Annotated in this window: 26 protein-coding genes; 13 read left to right on the top strand and 13 right to left on the bottom strand. The window is 73.4% G+C overall.

The features are described 5' to 3' along the window. Nucleotides 1-776: 776 nt before the first annotated feature. The 5 genes from FHX44_RS10055 to FHX44_RS10035 form a co-directional block, all read right to left on the bottom strand. Nucleotides 777-1,541, bottom strand: coding sequence for a transporter substrate-binding domain-containing protein (locus FHX44_RS10055; protein ID WP_246170922.1), 765 nt, complete (start codon nucleotides 1,539-1,541; stop codon nucleotides 777-779). A gap of 152 nt (nucleotides 1,542-1,693) precedes the next feature. Further along, nucleotides 1,694-2,527, bottom strand: coding sequence for a class I SAM-dependent methyltransferase (locus tag FHX44_RS10050; protein WP_147255236.1), 834 nt, complete (start codon nucleotides 2,525-2,527; stop codon nucleotides 1,694-1,696). Further along, complete coding sequence (locus FHX44_RS10045) at nucleotides 2,524-3,933, bottom strand: APC family permease (protein ID WP_147255235.1); 1,410 nt, start codon at nucleotides 3,931-3,933, stop codon at nucleotides 2,524-2,526. The genes FHX44_RS10050 and FHX44_RS10045 overlap by 4 nt, the downstream gene beginning before the upstream one ends. A 32-nt stretch (nucleotides 3,934-3,965) precedes the next feature. Beyond that, nucleotides 3,966-5,150 carry an RNA polymerase sigma factor gene (locus FHX44_RS10040; protein WP_147255234.1) on the bottom strand — a complete coding sequence of 395 codons (1,185 nt, stop codon included), beginning with the start codon at nucleotides 5,148-5,150 and terminating at the stop codon, nucleotides 3,966-3,968. Continuing rightward, nucleotides 5,147-5,491, bottom strand: a complete 345-nt coding sequence (locus FHX44_RS10035) for a YciI family protein (protein WP_147255233.1) — start codon at nucleotides 5,489-5,491, stop codon at nucleotides 5,147-5,149. The genes FHX44_RS10040 and FHX44_RS10035 overlap by 4 nt, the downstream gene beginning before the upstream one ends. A 235-nt stretch (nucleotides 5,492-5,726) precedes the next feature. Between FHX44_RS10035 and FHX44_RS10030 the strand changes: the two genes are divergently transcribed. Further along, entirely contained in the window at nucleotides 5,727-7,409 is a 1,683-nt protein-coding gene (locus FHX44_RS10030; protein ID WP_147255232.1) for a choline dehydrogenase, read from the top strand. Next, nucleotides 7,402-8,706, top strand: coding sequence for a lipopolysaccharide biosynthesis protein (locus FHX44_RS10025; RefSeq protein ID WP_147255231.1), 1,305 nt, complete (start codon nucleotides 7,402-7,404; stop codon nucleotides 8,704-8,706). Before FHX44_RS10030 ends, FHX44_RS10025 begins: the two co-directional genes overlap by 8 nt. Here FHX44_RS10025 and FHX44_RS10020 read toward each other — a convergent pair. Continuing rightward, the gene (locus tag FHX44_RS10020; RefSeq protein WP_170308860.1) at nucleotides 8,690-9,370 is read right to left on the bottom strand and encodes a class I SAM-dependent methyltransferase; all 681 of its coding nucleotides are present in this window, start codon (nucleotides 9,368-9,370) and stop codon (nucleotides 8,690-8,692) included. The genes FHX44_RS10025 and FHX44_RS10020 overlap by 17 nt on opposite strands. A 73-nt stretch (nucleotides 9,371-9,443) precedes the next feature. Here FHX44_RS10020 and FHX44_RS10015 point away from each other — a divergent pair, with 73 nt between their 5' ends. The 6 genes from FHX44_RS10015 (at nucleotide 9,444) to FHX44_RS09990 (ending at nucleotide 13,684) form a co-directional block, all read left to right on the top strand. Beyond that, on the top strand, nucleotides 9,444-10,034 hold the full coding sequence (locus FHX44_RS10015) for an ArsR/SmtB family transcription factor (RefSeq protein ID WP_212612404.1): 591 nt from the start codon (nucleotides 9,444-9,446) through the stop codon (nucleotides 10,032-10,034). Next, a complete protein-coding gene (locus FHX44_RS10010) occupies nucleotides 10,031-10,798 on the top strand; it encodes an SRPBCC family protein (RefSeq protein ID WP_147255228.1) in 768 nt (255 codons plus the stop codon). Before FHX44_RS10015 ends, FHX44_RS10010 begins: the two co-directional genes overlap by 4 nt. Continuing rightward, nucleotides 10,795-11,178 carry a VOC family protein gene (locus tag FHX44_RS10005; protein WP_147255227.1) on the top strand — a complete coding sequence of 128 codons (384 nt, stop codon included), beginning with the start codon at nucleotides 10,795-10,797 and terminating at the stop codon, nucleotides 11,176-11,178. Before FHX44_RS10010 ends, FHX44_RS10005 begins: the two co-directional genes overlap by 4 nt. A 77-nt stretch (nucleotides 11,179-11,255) precedes the next feature. Then, on the top strand, nucleotides 11,256-12,464 hold the full coding sequence (locus tag FHX44_RS10000) for a glycoside hydrolase family 10-like protein (RefSeq protein ID WP_147255226.1): 1,209 nt from the start codon (nucleotides 11,256-11,258) through the stop codon (nucleotides 12,462-12,464). Between the two features lie 83 nt (nucleotides 12,465-12,547). Continuing rightward, nucleotides 12,548-12,982, top strand: a complete 435-nt coding sequence (locus tag FHX44_RS09995; protein WP_147255225.1) for a hypothetical protein — start codon at nucleotides 12,548-12,550, stop codon at nucleotides 12,980-12,982. A gap of 180 nt (nucleotides 12,983-13,162) precedes the next feature. Further along, nucleotides 13,163-13,684 carry a hypothetical protein gene (locus tag FHX44_RS09990; protein WP_147255224.1) on the top strand — a complete coding sequence of 174 codons (522 nt, stop codon included), beginning with the start codon at nucleotides 13,163-13,165 and terminating at the stop codon, nucleotides 13,682-13,684. On the opposite strand, the gene FHX44_RS09985 is transcribed toward FHX44_RS09990, so the two are convergent. From FHX44_RS09985 to FHX44_RS09975, 3 genes are all read right to left on the bottom strand, one after another. After that, nucleotides 13,674-14,540, bottom strand: coding sequence for an MOSC domain-containing protein (locus tag FHX44_RS09985; protein ID WP_147255223.1), 867 nt, complete (start codon nucleotides 14,538-14,540; stop codon nucleotides 13,674-13,676). The two genes, FHX44_RS09990 and FHX44_RS09985, sit on opposite strands and share 11 nt — an antisense overlap. Then, the gene (locus tag FHX44_RS09980; RefSeq protein ID WP_246170295.1) at nucleotides 14,537-15,163 is read right to left on the bottom strand and encodes a class I SAM-dependent methyltransferase; all 627 of its coding nucleotides are present in this window, start codon (nucleotides 15,161-15,163) and stop codon (nucleotides 14,537-14,539) included. Before FHX44_RS09980 ends, FHX44_RS09985 begins: the two co-directional genes overlap by 4 nt. A gap of 150 nt (nucleotides 15,164-15,313) precedes the next feature. After that, a complete protein-coding gene (locus tag FHX44_RS09975) occupies nucleotides 15,314-15,811 on the bottom strand; it encodes a MarR family transcriptional regulator (protein WP_212612403.1) in 498 nt (165 codons plus the stop codon). Nucleotides 15,812-15,892: 81 nt separating this feature from the next. On the opposite strand from FHX44_RS09975, the gene FHX44_RS09970 reads away from it, so the two are divergent. Beyond that, nucleotides 15,893-17,104, top strand: a complete 1,212-nt coding sequence (locus tag FHX44_RS09970) for an FAD-dependent oxidoreductase (RefSeq protein WP_147255221.1) — start codon at nucleotides 15,893-15,895, stop codon at nucleotides 17,102-17,104. A 15-nt stretch (nucleotides 17,105-17,119) separates the two neighbouring features. Beyond that, the gene (locus FHX44_RS09965) at nucleotides 17,120-17,737 is read left to right on the top strand and encodes a DUF1707 SHOCT-like domain-containing protein (RefSeq protein ID WP_147255220.1); all 618 of its coding nucleotides are present in this window, start codon (nucleotides 17,120-17,122) and stop codon (nucleotides 17,735-17,737) included. A gap of 35 nt (nucleotides 17,738-17,772) precedes the next feature. Here FHX44_RS09965 and sigJ read toward each other — a convergent pair whose 3' ends face one another. Then, nucleotides 17,773-18,660, bottom strand: coding sequence for an RNA polymerase sigma factor SigJ (gene sigJ / locus FHX44_RS09960; RefSeq protein ID WP_147255219.1), 888 nt, complete (start codon nucleotides 18,658-18,660; stop codon nucleotides 17,773-17,775). Nucleotides 18,661-18,791: 131 nt separating this feature from the next. Here sigJ and FHX44_RS09955 point away from each other — a divergent pair, with 131 nt between their 5' ends. Then, nucleotides 18,792-19,940, top strand: coding sequence for a serine hydrolase domain-containing protein (locus tag FHX44_RS09955; protein ID WP_246170294.1), 1,149 nt, complete (start codon nucleotides 18,792-18,794; stop codon nucleotides 19,938-19,940). 84 nt (nucleotides 19,941-20,024) lie between these two features. Here the strand turns inward: FHX44_RS09955 and FHX44_RS09950 are convergent, their stop codons facing one another. Then, on the bottom strand, nucleotides 20,025-22,079 hold the full coding sequence (locus tag FHX44_RS09950; protein WP_147255218.1) for an AfsR/SARP family transcriptional regulator: 2,055 nt from the start codon (nucleotides 22,077-22,079) through the stop codon (nucleotides 20,025-20,027). A 9-nt stretch (nucleotides 22,080-22,088) separates the two neighbouring features. Here FHX44_RS09950 and FHX44_RS09945 point away from each other — a divergent pair, with 9 nt between their 5' ends. Continuing rightward, nucleotides 22,089-22,967 (top strand): alpha/beta fold hydrolase, encoded by an 879-nt coding sequence (locus FHX44_RS09945; RefSeq protein WP_147255217.1) that lies wholly within the window; start codon nucleotides 22,089-22,091, stop codon nucleotides 22,965-22,967. Here FHX44_RS09945 and FHX44_RS09940 read toward each other — a convergent pair. Both FHX44_RS09940 and FHX44_RS09935 read right to left on the bottom strand, forming a co-directional pair. Further along, nucleotides 22,957-23,823 (bottom strand): helix-turn-helix transcriptional regulator, encoded by an 867-nt coding sequence (locus FHX44_RS09940; protein ID WP_147255216.1) that lies wholly within the window; start codon nucleotides 23,821-23,823, stop codon nucleotides 22,957-22,959. The two genes, FHX44_RS09945 and FHX44_RS09940, sit on opposite strands and share 11 nt — an antisense overlap. Before the next feature lie 65 nt (nucleotides 23,824-23,888). Next, nucleotides 23,889-24,944, bottom strand: a complete 1,056-nt coding sequence (locus tag FHX44_RS09935; RefSeq protein ID WP_246170293.1) for an alpha/beta fold hydrolase — start codon at nucleotides 24,942-24,944, stop codon at nucleotides 23,889-23,891. A gap of 84 nt (nucleotides 24,945-25,028) precedes the next feature. Here FHX44_RS09935 and FHX44_RS09930 point away from each other — a divergent pair, with 84 nt between their 5' ends. After that, the gene (locus FHX44_RS09930; protein ID WP_212612402.1) at nucleotides 25,029-26,078 is read left to right on the top strand and encodes a D-2-hydroxyacid dehydrogenase; all 1,050 of its coding nucleotides are present in this window, start codon (nucleotides 25,029-25,031) and stop codon (nucleotides 26,076-26,078) included. Nucleotides 26,079-26,090 lie beyond the last annotated feature (12 nt).

Raw genomic sequence — 26,090 nt, 5'->3', positions numbered from 1 at the left:
GGCCAGCCCGGTCACCGGCCGGGCGTGAGGCCATCCGTCGATCGGTTCCCGTCGAGTCGGCCTGGTCCGGCTGGGTTCCGGTGGGCGCGCCGTTCCCGGCCCGGGCCACCCGGCGCTCGCCCACCATCCAGGCCTTCCGTGTGGTCCCGCGGTTCGCGCCGCCTCTCACCTGAGCGGGTGGCCGGGTTGGGTTCACTACCGACCTCCCGGGTTGCGTGGGTGGCCGTTCCCGACCTGGGGGCACGCCCGTTCCCGACGAGCCCGTCGCTGCCGGGTGCCACTTGAATGGCGGTGGTCCCGACCCCTTACCCCCAACCCTTCCCCTGGCGAGGCACGGTGAGATCACCCCGGATCCGTGCCGATGCTACCCCTCATGATCAGCGGAAACGGGACACCAGCTGGGAGTCGCGTGGGCACCCGACCGCGTCCCCAACGGGCGTGCCCCCTGGCCGGCGACGGCACCCAGCGCAACCCCGGGGGTCGGCAGTGGACCCAGCCCAGCGACCCCGCCCAGATGCGGGCTGGAGGCGAACCGGATCGACACAACAGTGGTCCAGGGCCGGGCGTGAGGCGGTGCGGCCCGAGCCGGGAACGGCGCGGCCACGAGACGGACCACGCCCGCAGCGGCCCGGGTGCGTTCCGCGGAACGCACCCGGGCGGAAGCCGTGATCAGCGGCTCGGCGTGCCACCGGACTACCCGCCGATCACGACGATGCCAGCGCCGCCTGCGGCGGGAAGCCCTCCACACACGGGCACGACGATCGACAGCCGGAGCACTAGCCCAGGCGGGGCTGGGCGAAGCGGGTGTACGTGCCGTCGTTCTGCGCGATGCGCAGCCAGCCGTTCACCCACTCCTGCAGGACCACGTCGCCGCGGGGCAGCAGGTAGGCCTTCTCGGAGAACGTGAACGGCGCCTCGGGGTGCACCGCGCACAGCTCGGGGTGCTGCTGCTGTTGCCAGCGGGTCTCGGTGGCGTCGGTGATCATCAGATCCGCGCGGCCGGCCAGGATCTCCTCGAAGATCGTGTTGTTGTCGGGGTGCGGGACGATCGTGGCCCGGGTCAGGTTGGCCTTGGCGAACTGCTCGTTCGTCCCGCCCGGGTTGACCACCGCGCGCACGCCTGGCTGGTTGATCTGCTCCAGGGTCTGGAACCGGGCCGCGTTCTCGCAGCGCGTGATCGGCGTCTTGCCGTCGACGAGGTACGGGTCGCTGTAGAACGCGCGCTTGGCGCGGTCGGTGGTGACCGAGATGCCGCCCATGGCGATGTCGCAGGTCCTGCCGAGATCGTCGACGAGCGTGCCCCATGTGGTCTTCACGATGGTGAGCCGGACGCCGAGCTTCGCGGCGAGGTCGGCTGCCATGTCGATGTCGATGCCGTCCCAGCGCCCCGTGGACTCGTCGAGGTGGGTGAACGGGCGGTAGTCGCCGGTGCTGCAGATCTTGATCTCGCCGTTCGCGAGCACGGCGTCGAGCACGCTCTGCGCCGGAGCGGGCTCGGATGCGGGTTCCGGCTCTGCCGAACACCCGGCCACGAGAGCCATCGCGGCCAGGCCGCCCGCCATGATCCGTGCCACCCGATCCGCGATGATCATGAGTGGAACCTACCCCGTCGGGGAGCGGGCCGGACCGGTGTCGCCCGGTGCCGGACCATCACCCGGCAGAGCCACGGTGAGCTCGACGACGTCGAAGAGCTTCATCGGCGCGCCGTCACGATCCACATCGCCGACGGGTACGTGACGCCCTCGGGTCCGAGGTGCTCCTCCAGCGTGGCGCGCAGCGCGGCGCCGGCCTCGGCGCGGGTGGTGTCGTCGAGCTCGGCGAGCGGCCCGCGCATCATCGCTCGCACGTACCGCTCGGCGGCGGCCACGTCGGGGCCGTAGAACATCGGCGCGCGGACGCCCGCGAAGTCCGGTTCGGGGAAGCCGGCGGCGCTCAGCAGCGTGCGGACGCGGTCCGGGTCGCCGAACGCGAACGGGCCGGGGCCGTCCGGCGGCGGCAGCGGGAGGTCCCGGCCCACGGCGACGGCCCGGCGGAACGCCGTGAACCACGGGTTCTCGGCCATGGCCTGCCAGACCAGCAACACCATGCGCCCGTCGGGCTTCAGCGCACGGGCGAGGTTGGCGAACGCGGCGACGGGATCGCCGAAGAACATCACGCCGTTGCGGCTGATCACGCGGTCGTAGCGGGCCTCACCGAGGTCGGCGACCTGCACGTCGGCCTGCACGAACGAGACGTTCGCGAGCCCGTCGGCGGCGGCGCGCGTGCGGGCGGTGTCGAGCATCCTCGCGGACAGGTCCACGCCGGTGACGCTCGCGGCCCGGCGGGCGGCCTCGCGCGTGGTGACCCCGTTGCCGCAGCCGACGTCGAGCACGTGGGCGGTGGGCTCGATCGCCGCCGCATCCAGGAAGGGCGGCAGGTAGCCGGCGACGCCCGCGTCGAACATGTCGGCGTGGTCGGCCCAGAGGTCACCGGTGGGTCCGTCCCACGCGGTGGCGGCCTCGGCGTTGGACGGGTGGATGCCGGTCATCGGTTCTCGGTGGCCGCGATGAGCTGATCCTCGGCACCGGGCCCCGGGGCGATCCGGGGCAGCCGCAGCACGAACCACAGGCCGACGAGCCACCAGAGGCCGACGATCAACCACTCCGCGGGCCAGACGAGCGCCGCCGGCATCCCCGGCAGGTAGAGCACGGCGAGCACGAGGCTCAAGCCGGCCGCCGCCCAGCCGACCAGCGGCCCGGCCGGCACCCGGAACGGCCGCGGCATGTCGGGCTCGCGGCGGCGCAGCACGAGGAACGACAGGGAGACGAGGAAGAACGCGACCACGATGTTGATGCCGCCCGCGTCGACCAGCCACACCAGCATCTGCCGGCCGAACAGGGGGGCGATCACGGACAGGCCGCCGATGACCAGGATCGCGTGGGTGGGTGTGCGGTAGCGCGGGTGCAGGTAGGCGAACCAGCGCGGGAGCATCCCGGACTCGGCCATCGCGTAGATGATCCGGCTCGCCCCGATGAGGAAGCCGTTCCAGCTGGTGAGGATGCCCGCGATGCCGCCGAGGACGAGCAGGGTGCCCATCGCGGGGCTGTTCCACAGCGCGGCCATCCCGGCCGCGCTGGCGAGCTCGGCGTCGGCCAGCTCGGCGTGCGGGAGCGCGGAACTGACGCTGATGACCACCACGATGTAGAAGGCGGCGGCCATCAGGACCGAGACGACGAGCAGCTTGCCGACCTGCCGCTGCGGCAGGTTGATCTCCTCGGCGGACTGCGGGATCACGTCGAATCCGACGAACAGGAACGGCGTGGCGACGAGCACCGAGATGAACCCGGCCAGCCCGCCGGTGAACCACGGCTCGAAGTGACGGGCCTCGCCGCCGACGAACATGCCCGCGAGCAGGACGAGACCGACGCCGATCAGGAACGCGACGGCGATCGTCTGCGCGACGCTGGCCGGGCGGATGCCGATGTAGTTGATCCACGTGATCAGGACGGCGCCCACGATCCCGACCAGCGCCCACGTCGCGTAGACGTCGTAGCCCGCCACCGACCACAGTCGTCCGGCGAGCATGTCGGGAGCGAGGTAGAGCAGCGTCTGCGGCAGCGCGACCGCTTCGAACGCGACCACCGAGACGTACCCCAGCACGATCGCCCACGACGTCACGAACGCGGGTCGGGAGCCCAGCGCGCGCAGCGCGTAGTTGTGCTCGCCGCCTGCCCGCGGCATCGCGGCGACGAGCTCCGCGTAGGCCAGCCCGACCAGCGTCATGACCAGGCCGCCCGCCACGAACGCGAGCGCGGCGCCGAGCGTGCCTGCGTCCTCGAGCCAGCCGCCCACCAGCACGACCCAACCGAAGCCGATCATCGCACCGAACCCGACGGCGAGGGTGTCCCAGCGGCCGAGGGCCTTGATGAAGCCGGTTTCTCCGCGGTCGGTCACGGGGCCCCCTTCTCCGGACGAGAGCCCGATGATCACATCTCCGGGCCGTCTCGGCCAGACCTGCCGGACGATCCGCAAGCCGCGAGGCGGCGTTCGAGGAACCGCCGTTCGGCGTCGGTGGTGGTGAGCTCGAGTGCCCGACGGTAGGCCGTGCGGGCGCCTGCCTCGTCACCGAGGCGGCGCAGCAGCTCGGCGCGCGTGGAGTGCAGGTAGCGGTAGCCGTCGAGATCGACGGCGACGGCGTCGACGACCGCCAGTGCCGCGCGTGGGCCGGAGGTCTCGGCCACCGCGACGGCGCGGTTGAGCTCGACGACGGCGCTGCCGGTGAGTTCCCTCAGCGTGGCGTAGAGGTCGGCGACGCCCGCCCAGTCGATCGGGTCCTCGGTCTGCAGGGCGGCGATCGCGGCCTGCACCGCGTAGGGGCCGCGGGTGTCGCGGAGCAGGGAGCGACCCTCCTCGATCTGCGCGGTGTTCCAGTGCGAACGATCCTGGTCGGCCAGCAGGACGAGCTCGCCGTCCCGGGTGCGGGCGTCGCGGCGCGCGTCGTGCAGCAGCATCAGGGCGAGCAGTGCGCTCGGCTCCGGCTCGTCGGGCAGGAGTTCCACCAACATCCGGCCCAGGTGGATCGCCTCGGCGGCGAGGTCGACGCGCTGGTCGCCGTAGCCCTGGTTGAAGATCAGGTAGAGGACGGCGAGGACCGTGCCGAGGCGGGCCGGCAACAGGTCCTCGTTCGGCACCGCGAACGGGACACCCGCCCCCTTGATCTTCGTGCGGGCTCGGGTGAGCCGGCGCTTCATGGTCTCCTCGGACACCAGGAACGCCCGCCCGATCTCCGCGGTGGTGAGCCCACCCAGTGCGCGCAGCGTCAACGCCACCCTGGCCTCGGGGGCCAGCGCGGGGTGGCAGCACAGGAAGATCAGCTCGAGGCGTTCGTCGGGGATCGCGGTAGCGGGCATCGGCGTCTCCGCAGGTGGCGGCAGGAGCTGGAGCTTCTCGGCGTGCCGGCGTTCGCGCCGGAGCCGGTCGATCGCCTTGTTCCGCCCGACGGTGACGAGCCACGCTCGTGGCTCGTCGGGCAGCCCGTCCCGGGCCCAGCGCCGCGTGGCCAGGGCGAACGCCTCCTGGGCGGCCTCCTCCGCGACGTCGACGTCGCGGCAGAAGCCGACCAGGGAGGCGACGACCCGGCCCCACTCGGCCCGGAAGATCTCCTCGATCACCGTGACGGCGACCCCAGCGGACGCACCTCGACCGACCCACCGAACCGCAGCGCCGGGACCCGGCAGGCCACCTCGAGCGCGCTGTCGAGGTCGGGCGCCTCCACCAGGAAGTACCCGCCGAAGATCTCCTTTGTGTCCGCGAACGGGCCGTCGGTCAGCAGGATCTCGCCGTCGGCGATCCGGACGGTGGTGGCGGTCTCCGCGGACTGGAGGTGCTCCCCGCCGATCACGCGCGGGTCGTCGTGGAACGCCATGTACTCGGCGCTGAGGGCCGCGCGCTCGTGCTCGTCGAGCGGGTCGTCGGCCCCGGGCCGTTCGTTGATCAGCAGTGCGTACCGCATCAGCGCTCCTTCACCATGGCCATGTCGTCCTCCTCGATCGGTGCCTGTCGCGAGGGGGACGACCGGGTTCGGTCGCAGGGGACAACGCCTTCGTGTGACGCCAATCACATATTGTCACGTGCCATGCAGCCGTCGGCGGGCGTTCGGCAGCCGTCCATCCACAGTTTGCTTTCAGCGTCCGCGGCTAGCCTGGCGGCCGTCCAGCGAGAGCGTGAACCGAGGTGTGAAGGCCTGCATGTCCGAGCAGACGTACGACTTCGTGATCGTGGGCGGCGGCGCGGCCGGCTGCGTGCTCGCCAACCGGCTGAGCGCCGACCCGAACACCAAGGTTTTGCTCCTCGAGGCGGGCCGTCCCGACTACTGGTGGGACCTCGCGGTTCACCTGCCGCTCGCGATGGGCATGCCGGTGGGCAGCCCTGCGCACGACTGGCGTTACGTGGGTGAGCCGGAGCCGCTGCTGCAGAGCAGGCGGATCGAGCACCCGCGCGGCAAGGTTCTCGGCGGCTCCACCAGCATCAACGGGATGCTCTACACCCGGGGCAACCGGGCCGACTACGACCGGTGGGCGCAGGAGACCGGTACCGGCGAGTGGGATTACGCCCACTGCCTGCCCTACTTCCGGCGGCTCGAGCGGCGGGTCGGCGAGGCCGAGGACGCCTTCCGCGGGCGCAGCGGCCCGCACACCCTCGCGCCGAGCCCCACGGACGGCCCGATCTTCCAGGCGTTCTTCCAGGCGGTCCGCCAGGCCGGCTACAAGGTCCTGAACGACACCAACGGTTCGGAGCAGGAGGGCTTCGCGCCGCTCGACCAGGGTGTCCGCGGCGGGCGGCGGGAGTCGGCCTCGCGGGCCTACCTGTGGCCGGTGCGCAAGCGCCCCAACCTGGACGTCCGCACCCGCGTCATGGTCACGAAGGTCGAGATCGAGGACGGCCGCGCGGTCGGTGTGCGGTTCCGCCACGGCGCTGACGAGACGGTCGTGCGGGCGGGTGAGATCCTGCTGTCGGCGGGGGCGATCGGTTCGCCGCAGATCCTGCAGCTGTCCGGGATCGGCGACAAGGCGCACCTGGAGGCGCTCGGCGTGCCCGTGGTGCAGCACCTGCCGGGGGTCGGCCAGTCGCTGCAGGACCACTTCGCCGTGCACATCCAGCACACCTGCCTGCTGCCGGTGTCGATGGCTGCGGTCCGCCGCAAGTCGAACTGGCCGAAGATCGTCGGTGAGGCGCTGCTGTTCGGCCGCGGGCCCGGTGCCTGGAACCCGATGCGGGTCGGCGGGTTCGTCCGCAGCACCCCGGAGCAGGGCTACCCCGACCTGTTCTTCGTGCTCGCCCCGCTCGCCATGCAGAGCGAGGAGCGGTCGATGCCGGTCGACCAGCACGGCTACCAGATGCACGTCGAGGTGATGCGCTCCGGGGCGCGCGGGTCCGTCCGGATCAGGTCCGCCGATCCCGATGCGCACCCGGCGGTCCAGCTCAACTTCCTCACCGGCTCGGAGGACCGCACGCGCTGGCTCGCCGCGGTGCGGCTGGCCCGTGAGCTGCTGTCCCAGCAGGCGATGCAGCACCTCGACGGCGGCGAGTGGCTGCCCGGCGCCGACGTCGGCTCCGACGAGCAGGTCGTGGAGTGGGTGGCCCGCACCGGCCAGCCGGGCCTGCACCTGTCGTGCAGCGCGCGGATGGGGGCCGACGACGACGCGGTGCTCGACCCGGCCACGATGCGGGTGCGTGGGGTGGACGGCCTGCGCGTGGTCGACGCCGCCGCATTCCCGTCGATCACCAACGCCAACACCTACGCGCCCGCGCTGATGCTCGCGGAGAAGGCGGCCGACATCGTCCTCGGCAACACCCCGCTCGCGCCCGAGTACCCGACCGTGCCCGCGCGGGCAGGGGGCACCGCGGGAGCCGACGCGGGCGATGCCTGACGGTACTGCGCACGGCCGGTCCGGCCTGCGAGGGGTTCTCGCAGGCTGGACCGCTCCGCAGCACCGCGACGGGCTCGCGCTCGTGCTCAGCTCGGGTCTCACGTCGGTCATCGGGTTGCTCTACTGGGTGGTGGCCGCCCGGCTGTTCCCGCCGGAGATCCTCGGCGTCAACAACACGCTGATCTCGACGATGACGCTGATCGCGGTGGGCGCGCAGCTCAACCTCGGCAACGCGCTGCTGCGCTTCGTGCCCGTCGCCGAGCGTTCGGCCCGGCGGATGGTGTTCACCTGCTACGCGGTGGGGATCGCGGTCGCAGGCGTGGCGGGCGGGATCTTCGCGCTCGGTGCCGGCTGGTGGGCACCCGTGCTGCAGCACGCGGTGGGCGGCGGCCCGCTGGTGGCCTTCTTCGTGCTGTCCACGCCGGTCTGGACGGTGTTCGTCATCCAGGACTACGTCCTCACCGCGGTCAAGCGGGCCACGCTCGTGCCGCTGGAGAACCTGGTCTTCTCCCTGCTGAAGATCGCGCTGCTCGGCGCGGGGGCGCTGATCGCGTTCGACCTCGCCATCGCCGTCTCGTGGATGGTGGCCACCGCGCTGATCGTGCTCGCCGTCACCGGCTACCTGCTGCGCGTCCTGCCTGCGCCCGCCGCCGGCGAGCCGCCCGTGGCGTCGCCGGTGCGGCCGCGGGCCGTCGCCCGGTTCGTGTCGGCGGACTGGACGGGCGGGCTGTTCACCAACGCCGTCGAGTTCGGGCTGCCGCTGCTCGTCCTCGTGACGCTCGGCGCCGAGCAGGCCGCGACCTTCGGCGTCACGTGGGCGATCGCATACGGGCTGTACCTCGTGTCGCACGGGATGGGGCAGTCGCTCGTGGCGCACGTGGCGGCCGACCCCGCGGCGCTGGACGCAGCCCGTCGCAGCACGGTGACGCGGTCGCTCGCCCTGATCCTGCCCGCGGCGTTGGTCATCGTCCCGGGGGCAGGGCTGATCCTCTCGATCTTCGGCGCGCACTACGCCGCCACCGGCACCACGCTGCTCGCGCTCGCCTCGCTCTCGGCGGTGCCGAACGTCATCGTCACGGCGGCGCTCTTCGGGGCCCGCGTCCAGCAGCAGCACGCCGTGTTGCTGGGCGTGCCCGCCGCGGTCGCCGTGCTGGTCATCCCGGCCGCGTTGGTGCTCATGCCCGTGCTGGGGCTCACCGGCGTCGGTGTCGCGCTGATCGTCGGGCAGACCGTGGTGGCCGCCGCGATCCTGATCCGCTACCGGATGTCGAGGAGGCGGTTCACGCGGTCCGCGTGAGGCGGTGGATCCAGATCTTCGGCAGCCGGGTGGCGGAGGTCTGAACCGACGCCCACCGGGTGCGGGCGATCGCCAGGAACTCCTCGGTGAGCGGGCGCTCCGGGTCGGCGATCCACACCTGCCCGCCCTCGCCGACGAGCCGGGGCAGCAGGGCGTGCATGTCGTCGACGTTGCGCTGGCCGTACAGGACGTCGGACGCGAGCACGAGCTGGAAGGGGCCACTGGCGACCAGGGCGTCGGGGGCGTCCCACGAGCATCGGGCGGTCTCGATGTGCGCTCCGTTCTGCTCGGCGTTCACCGCGGCGAACGCGAGCGCGTCGGCGGAACGGTCGGTGGCGAGCACCCGCGCTCCCGCGAGCGCGGCGGCCACGGCGGGGAGGCCCAGCCCGCAGCCCAGCTCCACGGCGTCCGTTCCGGTCCAGTCGCGCTGCGACACGGCGTGGGCCAGCTCGATGCCGCTGGGCCACAGCTCCGCCCAGTACGGGGGGTAGGCCTGGTCGGCGGCGACGTCGTCCTCGTAGAGCAGGGCGGTGGGGTCGCGCGGGTGGACGAACCGGATGCGGCCGTGGAGCAGGTCGATGGAGCCGGCGACGAGGTCGAGGCGCGGGTCGGCGGGCCCCGGCCTCCGGGCGATCTCGGTCGGGGACGGCCGCCGCTGCTCCATCCGGCCAGTGTGCACTGCGGGTCGGCGCAGCCCAATCCTTGACAAGAATATTTGTCGGTGGGACCGTCGGGGAGTGCAGGAGCTCACCGTCATCGACGACCCGGCAGCCGCGGGGGTCTCGCTCGACCCGGTCCGGGCCCGGCTGCTCGCCGAGCTGGCAGAACCGGGGTCGGCCAGCAGCCTCGCGGGGAAGATCGGGCTCGCCCGGCAGAAGGTCAACTACCACCTGCGGACGCTGGAGCAGCACGGCCTGATCGAGCTGGTCGCCGAGCGGCGCAAGGGCAACATGACCGAGCGGGTCATGCAGGCCACGGGCGCGAGCTACGTCATCTCGCCGGCGGCGCTCGGCGCCGTCGCGCCGGATCCCGGGCGCGCGCCGGACCGGCTCTCGGCCCGCTGGCTCATCGCCGTCGCCGCGCGGACGGTGCGGGAGGTCGGCGAGCTGCTCGCGGGGGCGACGAAGGCCGGGAAGCGGCTGGCGACGTTCGCGATCGACGGCGAGGTGCGGTTCGCCTCGGCGGCCGACCGCGCCGCGTTCGCCGACGAACTCGCGCACGCCGTCACGACTCTGGTGGGCAAGTACCACGACGAGAGCGCCCCGGCCGGGCGCCGGCACCGGGTGGTCGTGGCGATCCACCCCGAGCTCGCGAGGACCGACGCGTGACGGACCGTCGGCTGGAGAAGCACGTCGAGCTGGATGCCACCCCCGAGCAGGTGTGGCAGGCCGTCGCGACGGGGCCGGGGATCGCCACCTGGTTCGTGCCGCACGATGTGGAGCCCCGCGTCGGCGGCACCGTCGAGCAGGACTACGGCGGCGGGTTCACCACGCGGGGCCGGGTCACGGGATGGGAGCCGGGCCGCCGGATCGCCTACGGCGCCTTCGAGCAGCCCGCGGACGGGCGGCCGAGCTACGCCTACGAGTTCCTCGTCGAGGGCCGCGACGGCGGCGGCGCGGTGCTGCGGTTCGTGCAGAGCGGGTTCCTCGACGGCGCCGACTGGGACGGCGAGTACGACAGCTTCGACGCCGGTTGGTCCCTGTTCTTCGACAACCTCCGCAGCTACCTGCGCCACTTCGCCGGGCTGCCGGCCCGGAACGCCGTCGCCATGAGCTACACCGCCGGGAGCGCGGGCGAACTCCGGCCGGTGGTGTTCCGCGCGCTCGGCCTGGCCGGGCCCCCTGCCGTCGGCGAGACGGTCACCCTGACTCCCGCCGGCCCCGATCCGATCACCGGTGTCGTGGACGTCGCGAACGAGGAGTTCCTCGGGGTGCGGTCGGAGCACGGGCTGCACCGCATCGGCGTCGAGGGCGCAGACGGGTGCGGCGTGAGTGTCTACCACTACGTCTACGGGCGCGACGTCGACACCAGGGCCCTCACCGCGGACTGGCAACGGTGGATCGAGAAGACGATCGAGGAGAGGAAATCATGAGCGAGGACTGGAAGGCCGGCACGTTCGTGCACCTGGACCTGACCGTGCCCGACGCGCCCGGCATGCGGGACTTCTACTCCGCCGTCGTCGGCTGGAAACCCGAGCCGCTCGGCGAGGACTGGATGATGCTCGCGCCCGACGGCACGCCCGTGACCGGGATCTGCCACGCGCGCGGTGAGAACGCCGACCTGCCGCCGCAATGGCTGGCCTACATCGCCGTCGACGACCTCGACGCGTGCCTCGATGCGGTGCGCGAGCACGGCGGCGAAGTGGTGGCGGGCCCCAAGGGCGGGGGTGAGGGCGCCTACGCGGTGATCCGCGACCCCGAGGGCGCCGTGCTCGCGCTCATCCGACGGGGGACGACCTGCACGCCCCCGTAACCTCGGGCGGGGGAAGATCTCGACTTCCGGGTGTTCATTGCAGTGCGCGCGACCTTCGACGCCCGATACTGGCGATCATGCGGGCACGGGTGGTGCAGTCGGGTGTGGCGGCCCTCGTGATCGCGCTCGGTGCGTGGGGTGCCGTTCCGGCCGACGTCCCCGTCTCCTGTGACGGCGCGGAGATGCGGGCGGCGTGGGTCGCCACCGTCCAGAACATCGACTGGCCCAGCAAGCCGGGCCTCTCCACCGCCGACCAGCAACAGGAGTACCGCGCGCTCCTCGACGACGTGCAGCGGCACGGGCTGAACACCGTGATCGTGCAGGTGCGTCCCACGGCGGACGCGCTGTGGCCCTCGCCGTACGAGCCGTGGTCGCACTGGCTCACCGGCGAGCAGGGGAAGGACCCCGGCTACGACCCCCTCGCGTTCCTGGTCGAGGAGGCCCATGCACGCGGCCTGCGGTTCCACGCCTGGTTCAACCCGTTCCGCGTGAGCAGGCAGGCCGACCCGGCGCAGCTGGTGCCCGGCCACCCGGCCAGGCAGCACCCGGACTGGGTGTTCGCCTACGGCGGCCAGCTCTACTACGACCCGGGTCGCCCCGAGGTCCGGGAGTTCGTCACCGACGTCGTGCTGGACGTGGCGACCCGCTACCCGGTGGACGGCGTGCACTTCGACGACTACTTCTACCCGTACCCCGTCGACGGCGAGCAGATCCCGGACGCCGGCACGTTCGCCGCGCACGGCGGTGGCTTCGCCGACATCGCCCACTGGCGGCGCCACAACGTCGACGAGCTGGTCAAGGGCGTCTCAGAGCGGCTCGCCGCGCAGAACGGCGACGTCGAGTTCGGGATCAGCCCGTTCGGCATCTGGCGCAACCGGGCCGCGGATCCGCGCGGGTCGGTGACCACCGGCATGCAGTCCTACGACACGACCTACGCCGACAGCAGGACGTGGGTGCGTGCGGGCTGGGTGCACTACATCGTCCCGCAGATCTACTGGGAGATCGGCCACCCGACCGCGGACTACGCGGTGCTCGTTCCGTGGTGGGCCGGGGCCGTGGCCGGCACCCGGGTGAAGCTGTACATCGGGCAGGCGGCGTACAAGGTCGGCAGCAGCCCCGCATGGGGTGACGGCGAGCTCAGCGCACACCTGACCCTCGACCGCGAGCATCCCGCGGTGGGCGGCGAGGTCTACTTCAGCGCGCGGTCCCTGTCGACGAACGCTGCCGCCGCGATGGCGCGGGTCAAGGCGGACCACTACTCCTGCCTGCCGGCAGGCAGCGGCTGATTCCGGGTAGCACTACTCGTCCGGCCCGTGCATCGCCACTAGGCTTTTCGTGATCCAGGCCACGATCCGGGCGGGTGAATGCGATGGCGAGTCAGCAGCGGCCTGAACGCGTGCTCGCCGACCTGCTCGCTCTCCTCGCCATCGCCGACCAGGCCATCCTCCTCCAGGAGCGGGCCGAAGCCGTGCTGCAGGCGTGCGCGGAGCCGGGGGGGTCGGCGCAGTTCGTCGCGCGGGAGGGCGCCCGGGTAGCGGGCGAGTACCAGCGGCTGTGGACCTGGTCGCTCGACTTCGCGCCCACCGCGGGCGACGGCTCCCTGGAGCGGCGGCTGTCCGACCTCGTGCTGCTGCACTTCCAGATGCTGCACGTCGCGGTGCGCCTCGCCTTTCCGCGGCAGGGCCCGCCGGGCGCGTACCGGTCGGTGCGTGCGGTGGAGGACCTCGAGCCGTGGGTCGCGGAGCTGCGCTCGGTGCGCGACCAGCTCAACCTGTGGATCACCGCGCTCACCCCGGCGCGGTGAACGCGGCGCTCACCGTGCCGAAGCGGCGGACTCGCCGTGCTCGGATGCCGGACTCGCCGCGGGCGTGTGGTGCGTACGCCCGGCGGCGTAACGGCCGCCGCCGGGCTACTCCGGCGGGCGCACGTCATCCGCAGCCCTCGCCCGGACGCGGAGCGCGCTGGCGCCCGTCACGATGGGCCCATGGCGACGACGCTGGTCGAGGGGCGGTTGCGGTGGCGGATGCGGCCGCGCACCCGCAAGGGCGTGCTGGTGGCGCACATCGTGGCGGCGGGGGCGTGGATCGGGCTCGACGTGATGCTCGCCGTGCTGGTCTTCACCCCGCTGCTCGGCTCCGACACCGCCGTCGCCGCGCTCTGCTACCAGGCGATGCCGCTGCTGTTCTGGCCGATCGTGGTGAGCGGGCTGACGAGCCTCCTCACCGGGGTCGTCCTCGGCCTGGGCACCCATCACGGGGTGGTGCGCCACTGGTGGGTGCTGGTGAAGCTGGTGCTGAACGTCGTGCTGACGTCGCTGGTCGTCGTGCTGCTGGGACCCGCCATGGATGACGCGGCGGAGGCCGGCAGGCGGCTCGCCGCCGGCGGCCCCGTCGGCACCGACCTGGCGAACCTGGTGTTCCCACCGATCGTCTCCGGCACGTCGCTGGTGGTCGCCACCGTGCTGGCGGTCTACAAGCCGTGGGGCCGGGTGCGCACTACGCGGTGACCGGGGCGTCCGCCCACCGGTGCACGACGAGCTCGTCGCCCACGGTCAGCTGCCCGGTGCGGACCACCGAGAACTTGGCCCCGAACGCGACGCCCTTGTCCGTGACGCGCCGGTAGTCCGCCAGCGTCCGCAGCGGCTCGGGACCGGACCGCACCCCCGTGCGCTGGTCGACCAGCGTCACCGCGCACCGGATCGCCTGCTTGGCGAACGCCAGGTCGGCGTCGCCGACGGACATCTCGCGGACCTGGTCCTCGACGTGCGGCTCGGCCCACCCGTCGACCACGACGTTGGGACGGAACCGGTCCATGGGCACCGTGCCCACCTTCGCTGGCTGCCGTTCCCCGGCGCCTGCGCCGCGCGCGGCGATCCGCCGGTCCAGCTCGGCCCAGGACGCGCGGCTCGCGAGCAGCAGTGCGCCGCTGTCGGCGAACCCGGCCCGGCCCGGCGTCTCACCGTCGGTGATGCGGTCGTGCTCCGGCGGGACCCGCACGAGCCGGCTCGGCCTCCCGAGCACCTCGGTGAGCCACCCCGCGACGGCGTCGCCCTGGTCGATGCCCCGGTAGGGGTTGCCGAACATCTCCACGGGACGCCGCGGCCCGTCGATGTCCACCATGACCCGCACGGCATCGGCGCCGGGTGCGTGCAGCTCCAGCTCGCGGCCCTCGCCGAAGATCGCGGGCCGGATCGTCGCGAGCAGCGGGTCCCGGCGCTGGCTGCGGAAGACGCCCTCCTCGTCGACGACCATGAACGTCCGGTCGTGGGCGAGGCCGGCGGGGGCCAGGAACGCGCTGGTCAGGCTGGTGCCGGCGCAGCCCTTGACCGGGTAGGTGTGCAGCGCGACCACGCGGGCGCTCATGCGGCCAGGTCCGCGAACACGAGGAAAGACCGGCGCGGGGCGGGCGTGGTCGTCACCCGCACGGACTCGAACCCGGCCGCGCGGGCGATGCGCTCGGCGCCCTCCTCGTCGGCCGGGACGGCGAGGTCGGCGGGCAGCGATGCCGCGAACTCCGGGGAGGGGTGGAAGTGGGCGGCCACCGGGATGCTGAACGCCGCCCGCCCTCCCGGCCGCAGCACCCGGCGCCACTCGGCCGGGGCGGAGGCGCCGATGAGGTGCAGCGCGGACGCGCAGAGCACCACGTCGACCGTTCCGTCCGGCAGGTCGAGCGGCACGGCGGGCCCCACCCGCCACTCGACCCGGCCGTCGGTGGCCGCCTTCGCCGCGGCCTTCTCGATCATCCGCGGCGAGATGTCGATCGCCAGGACGCGCCGCGGCGCGAGCGTCTCGAGCGCGGCGAGGGCGGCGAACCCGGTGCCCGTCGCGACGTCGACGACCAGCTCGGGTGCCGGTACCGGCCGCAGGCCGGCCACCAGCTGCCGGGCGATCGCGAGGTGGTGCGGGTCGTCGTCGTAGGCGTCGGCGGCTGCATCGAAACGAGCGGCATCGAAACGGGCGGCATCGGAGGGCGCGGGGACGGGCACCTCGGCCATCCTAGGAGCGAGCCCGGATTGTCCGACCCCCGTGGTGAACTCGGTGCCGGAGGTGATGGGCGTGTCGTTCGTCCGCGGGCATCCCCGCCGCACCGGGTGGGTGATGGGTCACGTGCGGCGGCCCAACCGTGCGGCGCCGGGTCAGCTGCCGTTGCTGGTCGTGGTGCCGCTGCCGCGCCCGCCTGCCGAGGGCGGTGGTGCCACCAGCGCTCCGGCGTCCGGGCCGGCCAGGTCGGCGAGGAAGTCGGCGATCACCCGCAACTGAGCGTCGTCGCGGGTGCTGAGCACGGCGTCGAGCTGCTCGCCGTGGTGGCGGTAGTGCTCGCCCAGGGTGGCCATCGTCTCGGGCACCGGCGTCACGAGCACCTTCCGCCGGTCCGTCGTGTCCCGTTCGCGGCGCACGAACCCGGCACGCTCCAAGCGGTCGATCACACCCGTCACGGTGCCGGTGGTGAGGCCGGTCAGGTCCGCGAGCCGGCCCGGGGTCAGCGGGCCGTGCAAGTTGAGCAGCGAGATCAGCTGGGAGTCGCTCGCCCCGAGCCCCATCCGCTGCGCCACGGCGTGGTTGTGCAGCACGACGCCTGCGATGAAGCGCAGCGTCGACCGCTGGATGTCGGCGCGCAACTCGTCGGTGGACACCCGACCTCCTTGACACTTCTCTCGGACTGCCGAGATACTCGGACTGACGAGATATTTGGTGGTGCGAGGAAAGGGTAGGACATGCGGACGGCACTGGTGATCGGTGCGGGGATCGCGGGGCCGGTCGCGGCCGTCGCGCTGCAGCGGGCGGGCCTCACGCCCACGGTGTACGAGGCCCACGAGGGCCCGGCGGACGAGGTGGGTGCGTTCCTGACGCTGCAGGTCAACGGCATCGATGCGCTGCGCACGCTGGGCATCGGTCATGTGGTGTCCGAGATCGGGTTCCCCACGCCGCGCATGCGCTTCCGCAGCGGCACCGGGAAACTGCTCGGCGAGGTGAGCACGGGAGCGGCCCTTCCGGACGGCACGGTCGGCGTCACGCTGCGGCGCAGCGACCTCTACCGCGCATTGCGTGACGAGGCCCGCCGTCGGGGCATCACGATCGAGCACGGGCGCAGGCTCACCGACGCGCGGGCGGTGCCCGGCGGCGTCCGGGCCGAGTTCGCCGACGGCACGACGGCGACGGCCGACCTGCTCGTCGGCGCCGACGGCATCCGGTCCAGGGTCCGGCGGGCCATCGATCCGGCCGCGGCGCCCGCGCGGTACGTGCCGGTGCTCAACATCGGCGGGTTCGCTCCGGCACTGGACGTCGGCACCGCGCCCGGCGGCTACGAGATGATCTTCGGCAAGCGGGCCTTCTTCGGCCACGTGGTCGCGCCGGACGGGGCCGTCTGGTGGTTCGCGAACCCGCCCCGGCGCTCCGAGCCCGCGCCCGGCGAGCTCGCCGCGCTCGGCACGGCCCACTGGCGCGCCCGGCTGAACGACCTGTTCGCGGGCGACCGCACCGCGGCCTGCGCGATCATCGCCGCAACCCCGGGGGAGCTGGAGGCCTGGGCGACCTACGACCTTCCATCGGTGCGCCACTGGCATCGCGATCGCATGATCCTCATCGGCGACGCCGCGCACGCGACGTCGCCCGCGTCCGGGCAGGGTGCCTCGATGGCGATCGAGGACGCCGTCGAGCTCGGCCGGTGTCTGCGCGACGTGCCCGAGCCCGACGCCGCGTTCGCCGCCTACGAGCGGCTGCGGCGGTCCCGGGTGGAGCAGGTGGTGGCCGACGGCGCGCGATCGAGCAACGCGAAGGCGGCGGGGCCGGTGGTGCGGGTCCTGCGCGATGCGCTCCTGCCGATCTTCCTCCGTAGGCAGGGGGACCGGGCCGCCGCCTGGCTGCACGGGCACCACATCGACTGGGATGCTCCGGTCACGACCACTGCGGGCGCCGGCCACAGGTAGCGGCACTATGGGTACGTGGACGAACCGCCAGGACGGGAGCTGCGCATCGGCGACCGCGAACGCCGCGCCGCCGACGCGCACCTGCAGCAGGCGCACGCCGATGGCGTGCTCACCCTCACCGAGTACGACGAGCGCGCCGCGCTGTGCTGGGCCGCCCGCACCCAGAGCGAGCTGGACGAGCTGGTCCGCGACCTGCCCCCGTACCGGCCGGGCCCCGATGAGCAGCCCACCGCCGTCGTAGCGGCACCCGAGAGGGGGCCGTCGAAGAGCCTCGGGCAGCGGGTCGGCGGAGCCGTCGGCGCGGTGGCGGCCACCGCGGCGCTGCTCTTCGTCGGTTCGCAGGTCGTCACGGCCGCCGACGGCGCGGCCGTCTTCGGCAATCGGGAGATCACCGTCGCGCCCGGCCAGGACCGCGTCGAGGTGGGCATGATCTTCGGCAGCGTCGACGTCGTCATCCCGGAGGGGATGCGGGCGCGGCACACCGGCACGATCATCTTCGGCAGCACCGACTGCGCACTGGCCTGCACCGGCACCGGCCCAGAAGTGGTGGTGGATGCCACCGGCGCGTTCGGCAGCGTCGACATCCTGCGCCCCGGCGAGCCGGAGCGCGACGACGACGAGGACGACGACTAGCTCCGGCGTGGCCGGGCTGCAACTCGGGCGCGGGGTCAGGACTCCAGGCCCGTGCCCTCGAGGTGAGCGAGGCGGTCGGGGTCGGAGAGGATGTCGATCGTGGCGATCTTGCCGTCGGCGATGGTGAAGCTCATGATCGAGATGAGTTCGCCGTCGATCGTGTTGACCAGTCCGGCCGCTCCGTTGATCTCGGCGGGGCGGGTGGTGGAGATGGTGGCCATGCGCTGGAAGGTCGCGAGCTGTCCGGCCACGGCCTCGGCGCCGTGCAGGACGTTCATGCCACCGGGGAGCAGCCTGCCGCCGTCGGCACGCAGCACGACGTCCGGGGCGAGGATGGCCAGCAGGCCGTCGATGTCGCCGCCGCGCGCGGCTGTCAGGAACGCGTCGACGACGCGACGCTGAGCAACCGGGTCGGGGTCAGGGGCGGGAGCCGCGCCCTGCACCCGCTGCCTGGCCCGGCTGGCGAGCTTCCTGGCCGCGGTGGGGGTGCGGTCCACGATCGGGGCGATCTCCTCGAACGACATGCCGAACATGTCGTGCAGCACGAACGCCAGCCGTTCGGCCGGGTTCAGCGATTCCAGGACCACCAGCAGTGCCAGCCCCACCGAGTCGGCGATCAGCGCTTGGTGTTCGGGATCGGAGTCGTCGGTACGGACGACCGGGTCCGGCAGGTGGGACTCGAGCGGAGCTTCGCCGCGCAGCCGGCGGGAGCGCAGCATGTCCAGGCAGACGCGGCCGACGACGGTCGTCAGCCAGCCGCCGAGATTGTCGATGTCGCTGCTCTGGCCGCGCGCGAGTCGCAGCCATGCCTCCTGGACGGCGTCGTCGGCCTCGGCCAGGGAGCCGAGCATCCGGTAGGCCACGGCCTTCAGATGTGCGCGGTGCTCTTCGAACTGCTCGGCCAGGAGGTCACGCTCGTTCATGATCGCCCTTCGGTGTTGATGGTCGCAGTCTTGACGAACGGCAGCCCGGCGATGTGACCACCCGGGAGCCGGTCACATCCCTGGCGGCCCGTTCGTCATGCCCGCGATCGATTCGACGAACGGAGCAGGAAGTGACGAGCGAGATCGAGATCCACGGGACGGTGGCCGACGGGTTCGAGGCGGTGCGCGAGGAGTTCGCCGCCGCGGTGGCCGAGGAGGGCGGGTCCGGCGCGCAGCTCGCGGCGTACGCGGATGGACACGCGGTGGTCGATCTGTGGGCCGGGGCCGAGGTGACCGGCGACACCCTGACCGGCGTCTACTCCTCCACGAAGGGCGCCGCGACACTGGTGGTCGCGCTGCTGGTGCAGGACGGTGTGGTGGAGCTGGACCAGCCCGTCGCCCGCCTCTGGCCCGAGTTCGCCGCCGCGGGCAAGGCCGGGATCACGCTGCGGGACGTGCTGTCCCACCGGTCCGGCGTGATCGGCGTCGACGGCGGGTTGACGGCCGCCGAACTCGCCGACGACCGGGCGATCGCGGGGCGGCTGGCCGGGCAGCGGCCGTACTGGAGGCCGGGATCGGCCTACGGCTACGGCGGGTTCGTGTCGTTCGCGCTGGTCGGTGAGGTGGTCCTTCGGGCCACCGGCCGCTCGCTGCAGGAGATCTTCGAGGAACGGGTGCGCGCGCCCTACGGGCTGGACGTGCACCTCGGGCTGCCCGAGGCGCTGGAGGACCGGTACCGGGAGGTGCTGCCGGGGCTCGCCGATCCGGAGGAGCTCGCCGCGTTCTGGGCGAACGTCCCGGGACCGCACAGCATCACCGGGGTCGGGTACGGCCTCAACTCCAGGCCGCCCCTGGATCAGGTCGCCTTCATCAACACGCGGCGGGTGCGCGCGCTCGGGCAGGCCTCCGCCGGTGGGGTGGGCAGCGCCCGGGGGCTGGCCGGCATGTACGCGGCGGCGGTCTTCGGCCTCGACGGCCACGCCCCGCTGCTCGAGCCCGAGACCATCGGCGAGTTCGCCATGATCCACTCGACCGGCGGCGACCTGGTCACCGGTCCTCGGGGCCAGTACGCGCTGGGATTCCAGGCCACCGGCCTGCGCTACCCGTTCCTGAGCGCGAACGCGTTCGGCCACGGCGGTTCGGCGGGCTCGGAGGCCTTCGCCGACCCCCGCAGCGGCATCGCGTTCGGCTACACCCGCCGCCGCTTCTCCTTCGACTGGTCCTACCCCGAACACGACCGGCTGGTCGCCGCGGTCCACCGCGCGGCCACCGCCTCCTGAGGACGCGCACGTGGCTTCGCACACCTTGCGCTCGCCACGCTCACGATGGCGATCGGCCAGGTCTGCTCCTTCATCCCCCTGCCGTCATCGGCAAGCCCCTCCCCGGCGTGTCGCCCGCAGAGCAGTGAAGGGAGTGGACGGGTTCTCGCCGGTCCGCGTCGCACTCCGATCGAGCGCCACCAGCAGGTCGTCCACCGGACCGAAGGTGATCATGGCGGTCGTTCCGCCCGCGATCTCGCCGCGCAGGGGGTGGAGTGCCTCCCGTGCTCGGGCGGCGAGGGAATCGTCCTGCAGCAGGACCGCCGTGTGTGCGTTGACGGCCCAGAGCGAGTCGTACAGGTGGTCGGCAGCGGGTCGGGGCAGGGTGCCGGCGGCGCGCCGGGCCGCGGCGAGGTCGCCGCGGGCGTGGTCGAGGAGGGGCTGCACCCAGGGGCGGTAGGGGCCCCAGTCGAGATCGGGGTCGGTCGGAGCCGGACGTCGGTGACGCATGCGCAGCGAGAGGAGCGCGAGCGGGAAGAGGCCGGCCTCCACCCCGGGCATGCCGGCGCCGGCGAGGTCGGCGGCGACGGCGCGATAGGCCCGGGCGACCTCGGCGGGGACGTTCGAGCGTGCTGCCAGCCGCATCGCTCGGAAGGCCCCGGTCAAGACGTGGACGAGCGGGGTCTCGTGGATCGTGGCGAGCCGCTCGGCCGCCACGACGTGGGGCTCTGCCGAGTCGAGGTCGCCGCGCGCCGCGTGCACCTGGATCTTGATGAGATGGCCGAGGACCTCGAACGTCGGGAGGTCGTGTCGGGTGGAGAGCTCGATGAGCTCGCCGGCCACGGCGTCGCGCTCCCCGGTGCGCCCGGGGTGCTGGAAGGACTGCACGAACCGGGCGTTGAGCGCGAGCGCCAGCACGCCTGCGTCCTGCAGGTCCCGGGCGAGCCGTTCGGCCTCGGTCGCCGCCTCGGCGGCCCAGCGGTCCCGGGTCCCGCGGTGCTCGAGCCCGATGGTGGCGAGCAGACGTGCTCGAAGCGCAGGTGGAGCGCCTGCTCCGAGCCGGTCGAGGGTGCGCCGGGTCGTCGCGACGAGGGCCTGGGAGCGTCCGGGATCGTCGGCGCGGGTCCAGATGGTCGGGACGTCGTAGGCCGCGATCACCCGCGCGGTGAGCACGGGGTCCCCGGTGCGTTCCGCCTCCGCGACCGCGGCGGCCCGCTGGTCCTGGGCGAGCACCAGGTTGGCGCCACCCGTGATCGCGGCGGCCCCGGCCACGGTGCTCATCGAGCGGAGCCGGGTGAAGGTCCCGGTCGCCTCCGTGCGCGTGAGCAGGCGCAGCCGGTCCTCGTCCCGCGGCGCGGGCCTCAGGTGCGGGGCGTGCCGGAGGATGTCGCGTTCGAGGTGGTCGAGGCTGTCCGCCGACTCAAGCCCGTACCGATCCAGCAGCCTCGCGCGCGCGTCGCGCAGTGAAGCGAGCGCGTCGACCTGGCGGTCGGCCTGGTAGAGAGCATGGGCGAGGAGGACCCAGGCCTGTTCCCGCCACGCGTGCGTGGCCGCGAACGCGTCCAGCTCCGGGACGAGGGGCGCGCCACGCCCGAGGTCGAGCTCCGCCCGGGCGCGCAGCTCGACCGCCTGGCGGTGGAGCTCCGCCAGGCGGGCCCGCTCCTGCGTCAGCCACGGCGAGGCGTCGAGGTCCGCGTACGGCTCGCCCGTCCACCACGAGAGCGCATCGCTCAACGCCGGGGCGACCCGGCCGCCGGGTTCGTCGCGCACGGCCCGGAGGGTGTCCTCGAAACGGTGGGCGTCCACTCGTTCCCGGGGAACCCGCAGGGCGTATCCGGTGCCGACGGTCTCGATGACGTGCGACCGGCTCCGCGGCGGACGATCCGGTTCGAGTGCCCGGCGCAGCTCGGCGACGAAGGTGCGGACGGTCCCGGCCGCCGTGTGCGGCCGGTCCTCCCAGAGATCCGCGACCAGCACCCCGAGCGGGACGGGCCGGCCGCCGGCCGCGACCAGGCGACCGAGGAGCTCGCGGCGCCGCCGGCTGCCGACCGCGATCGGCGCGCCCTCGGCATCCCGGACCACCACCGGTCCGAGCACCTCGACGTGGATCTCCACGTGCCCATTGTCGCCGCTGATCCGCTGCTGATCCGGCTCGCGCATCCTCGGGCCATGGGCACCACCGTTCCGGGATTCGAGACCAGGTCGATCGGCGTGGCCGACGGCATCGAGCTCAACGCGGCGGTCGGAGGGGACGGGCCGCCGCTCGTGCTGCTGCACGGCTTCCCCGAGACCCACCTGATGTGGCGGCACGTCGCTCCCGTCCTCGCCGAGCACCGCACGGTGGTCTGCCCCGATCTCCGCGGCTACGGCGCCAGCAGCAAGCCGGAGGCGGTCGACGACGACACCTACTCGAAGCGGACGATGGCCGCTGACGTCGTCGGCATGGCCGACGCCCTCGGGTTCGCGCGGTTCGCGCTGGTCGGGCACGACCGCGGCGCGCACGTCGCGTTCCGGGCCGGCCTGGACCAGCCGGATCGGGTGAGCCACCTGGGGATCCTGGACATCCTCCCCACCCTGGACACCTGGAACGTGCTCCACGGGGTGAGCGCGGCCGTGGCCTTCCACCTCTACCTGATGGCCCAGCCGCCCGGCCTGCCCGAGCAGATGATCCGGGCCAGCTCCGACGCGTTCTTCGGGTACTTCCTCGACGCCTGGTCCTCGAACCCCGACGCGATCCCGGCGGACGTGCGCGCCGAGTACCTGCGCGCCTGCCGGGACGCCGTTCCGTCGATCGTGGCCGACTACCGGGCCACCGCGACGGTCGACATCGAGCACGACCGGGCCGACCTCGACGCCGGCAACCGGCTCACGATGCCGGTGACGGTCGTCCAGCAGGACTGGGGAACGCAGCTGGGGTTCGACGCTGCCGCGACGTGGCGGCCGTGGGCCACCGATCTGCAGCACGTCACCACGCGAGCGGGCCACTTCATGGCCGAGGAAGCGCCGCAGGACGTCGCCGAGCTGGTCCTGGACCTGGTCAAGCGGTGACCGGCCCCCCGTTCACCGCTGTCCCGATCGCCTGCGGCCCCACCACGCCGAGCAGCGCGAGCGCCTCGGCCTCCCGGCTCCCCGGTGGAGCCGAGTAGAGCAGCAGCACCTGGTCGTCGCCCTGGACGTGCAGCACGTTGCAGTCCAGCTCGATCACGCCGAGCTCGGGGTGGCGGATGCGCTTGGTGTCGCCGTGGCGTTCGTCGAGCTCACGCAGGGTCCAGAGGCGCTCGAACCGGTCGCTCCCGGCGCGCAGCTCGGCGACGAGCCGGGCGAGGCCGGGGTCGTCCGGGTAGCGGGCGGCCGTGCGGCGCAGGTCGGAGACGATCGCCCGGTCGAGCCGCGCCCGGTCCTCGGGGTCCACGTCGACGCGCCCGTGCCCGCCGAGGAACGCCTGCCACACCAGGTTGCGCTGCCCGGGCGGCACGGCCGACATGTCGCCGAGCAGCGCGGCGGCGAGGGGGTTCCAGGCGAGCACGTCGCACTTGGCGTCGAGCAGCACGACCGGGAGGTCGGTGAAGCCGTCCATCAGCCGCTGCACGCTCGGCCGCACCGCGCTGCGGATCCGTCCCGGCGGCGGTGGCGCGACGCCGGCGAGCGCGAAGAGGTGGTCACGCTCGGCGTCGGTGAGGCGCAGCGCCCGGGCGAGGCCGCCGAGCACCGCCTCGGACGGACGAGGGCCACGGCCCTGCTCCACGCGGGTCAGGTAGTCCACCGACATCCCGGCGAGGCCGGCGACCTCCTCGCGCCGCAGGCCGGGGGTGCGTCGCCGCGCACCCGGCGGCAGGCCGACGTCGGCGGGGCGCAGTCGCTCCCGCCACGTGCGCAGCGCGATCCCGAGCTCGGTCCGGTCCACCCGTCCAGCATGCCCCGCCGCCCGGACCACGATCCGCGTGACGCCGGCGCGGAGGTGTGTCGTCCCTACCGGATGTGTGCGGTCGACAAGAAGTCGGTGAAAACCGCGAGCCAGGCGTCGGCGGCGTCGAGGTGCGGGCCGTGGCCGGAGCCGGCGAGGACCTCGGTGCGCACCGTGCCTCCGGCGGCCGCGTAGCGGCCGAGCACCTCGCGGATCTGCGTGACCATCGGCTGCGCCGGGAAGGCGTCGGGCCCGGGCCAGCCGGGTACCGCACCGGACGCGCCGACCGTCCCCATCTCGAGTGGTGACCCGTCGGCCACGACGAGGTCGGCGCTGCCGTGCGTCCACAGCACGGGCGGCTTCGGGGCCAGGTCGACGATCCCGGTCCAGTCGCAGTACTTCGGGGAGAGCGCGTTGAGGACGCCGGACGTGCCCGGGGCGGTGCCGGGCCAGTGCGGCGAGGCCTCGGCGTCGCCCGGGTAGCCGGTCGGGCCGGTCAGGGTCCGGAGGATCTCGTCGACGAGCAGGTCCTCGCGCTCGGGCGGCTCCCGGTGGGTGGGGGCGAAGTAGAACGCGTTCATGACGTTGCGGATCGACGCCGGGCTGTCGGCCGACGCGTCGCCCTCGGCGATCCGCCGCACGACCTCGGGGTTGGCCGTGCCGCCGCCGGACCCCGCGAAGTCCGGGGCGCACGGGCGGCCGTCGGCGTGGACGCCGCCATAGCCGTACGGCGAGACCGGGCCGATGAGCGTCAGCGAGGCCACGGGTCGGTCCAGCGCGTACCGCGCGATCGCCGCGGCGCCCGTCGACCACCCCACGAGGTGCGGCGGGGCGTCGATCCCGAGCGCTCGTAGCAGCGCGTCCAGGTCGTCGGCCCAGTCGGCGAGCCCGCGCGTGGCGTCCAGCGGGGCCGGTTCGGAACGGCCGAACCCGCGCATGTCCGGAGCGAGCACCCGGTACCGCGGTAACCGCGGCATGAGGTGCTCGTAGAAACGCCCGGTCGAGAGATTGCCGTGGACGAACACGACCGGGACGCCGTCGGCGGGGCCGGACTCGAGGACGTGCATCCGGATGCGGTCGGTGTCGACGAGCGCGGCGCGGACGCCGGGGAGCAGCTGCACGACGGCATGCTCGCGGGCCCGGCCCGTCGGGGTCAACGGCGCACTTGACATGCTGGCTGCGGGTCCCGGCGATCGGAGGTACGGGTGGGGGAGCGGCTGCAGGTCGCGGTGGTGACACCCCTGAGCGCGGAGCTGTGTGCGCTCGTGGAGGAGCGGGAGCCGCGGGTGGAGATGCTGTTCGAGCCGGAGCTGCTCCCGCCCGAGCGCTACCCCGCCGACCACCACGGCGACCCCGCCTTCACCCGCACCCCGGAGCAGGAACGCCGGTTCGCCGAGATCATCGACGGCGCGGACGCGCTCTACGGGGTGCCCGGCGAGGATCCGGCGGCGCTGCGGCGTGCCGTCGAGTCCAACCCGCGGCTGCGGTGGGTGCACACGATGGCGGCCGGTGGCGGCGCGCTCGTGAAGGCCGCGGGGCTCACCGCGGAGCAGCTCGCCCGCGTCATGTTCACCACCTCGGCAGGCGTGCACGCGGGCCCGCTCGCCGAGTACGCCCTGTTCGGCCTGCTCGCGGGCGCGAAGAACCTGCCGCGGCTGCAGGCCGACGCCGCCCGGCACGCGTGGCCGCCGCGGTGGCTGATGGGGCAGCTGCGGGAGCAGACCGTGCTGGTCGTCGGGCTCGGCGGGATCGGGCGCGAGGTGGCGCGGGTGCTCGCAGCGCTCGGCACCCGGGTGATCGGCACGAGCCGGCGGGGCGAGCCGGTCGACGGGGTCGCCGAGCTCGTGCACCCGAGCGAGCTCGCGGCCGTCGTCGGACGGGTCGACGGCATCGTCGTCACGCTGCCGGCCACCGCGGCCACCGACAAGCTGGTGAGCGCCGAGGTGCTGGCCGCCGTCCGCCCGGGCACGACCCTGGTCAACGTCGGCCGCGGCACCGTGGTGGACGAGGACGCGCTCGTCGCGGCCCTGCGCGACGGGCGCATCGGGTTCGCCGCCCTCGACGTGTTCGCCGTGGAGCCGCTCGACCCCGCGAGCCCGCTGTGGGACCTGCCGAACGTGCTGATCAGCCCGCACAACGCCACGCTCACCCCGGCAGAGGGGCGGCGGATCGCGGAGCTGTTCGCCGACAACGCCGGCAGGCTGCTGGACGGCCTGCCCCTGCGCAACGTGGTGAACACCGTGGAGTTCTACTGACCGGCTTCGGCC

The sequence above is a fragment of the Pseudonocardia hierapolitana genome (assembly GCF_007994075.1).
In the GTDB taxonomy this organism is placed as follows: Bacteria; Actinomycetota; Actinomycetes; order Mycobacteriales; family Pseudonocardiaceae; genus Pseudonocardia; species Pseudonocardia hierapolitana.
The sequence above is the reverse complement of the archived record's forward strand: the minus strand, read 5'-3'. Positions and strand labels throughout refer to the sequence as shown.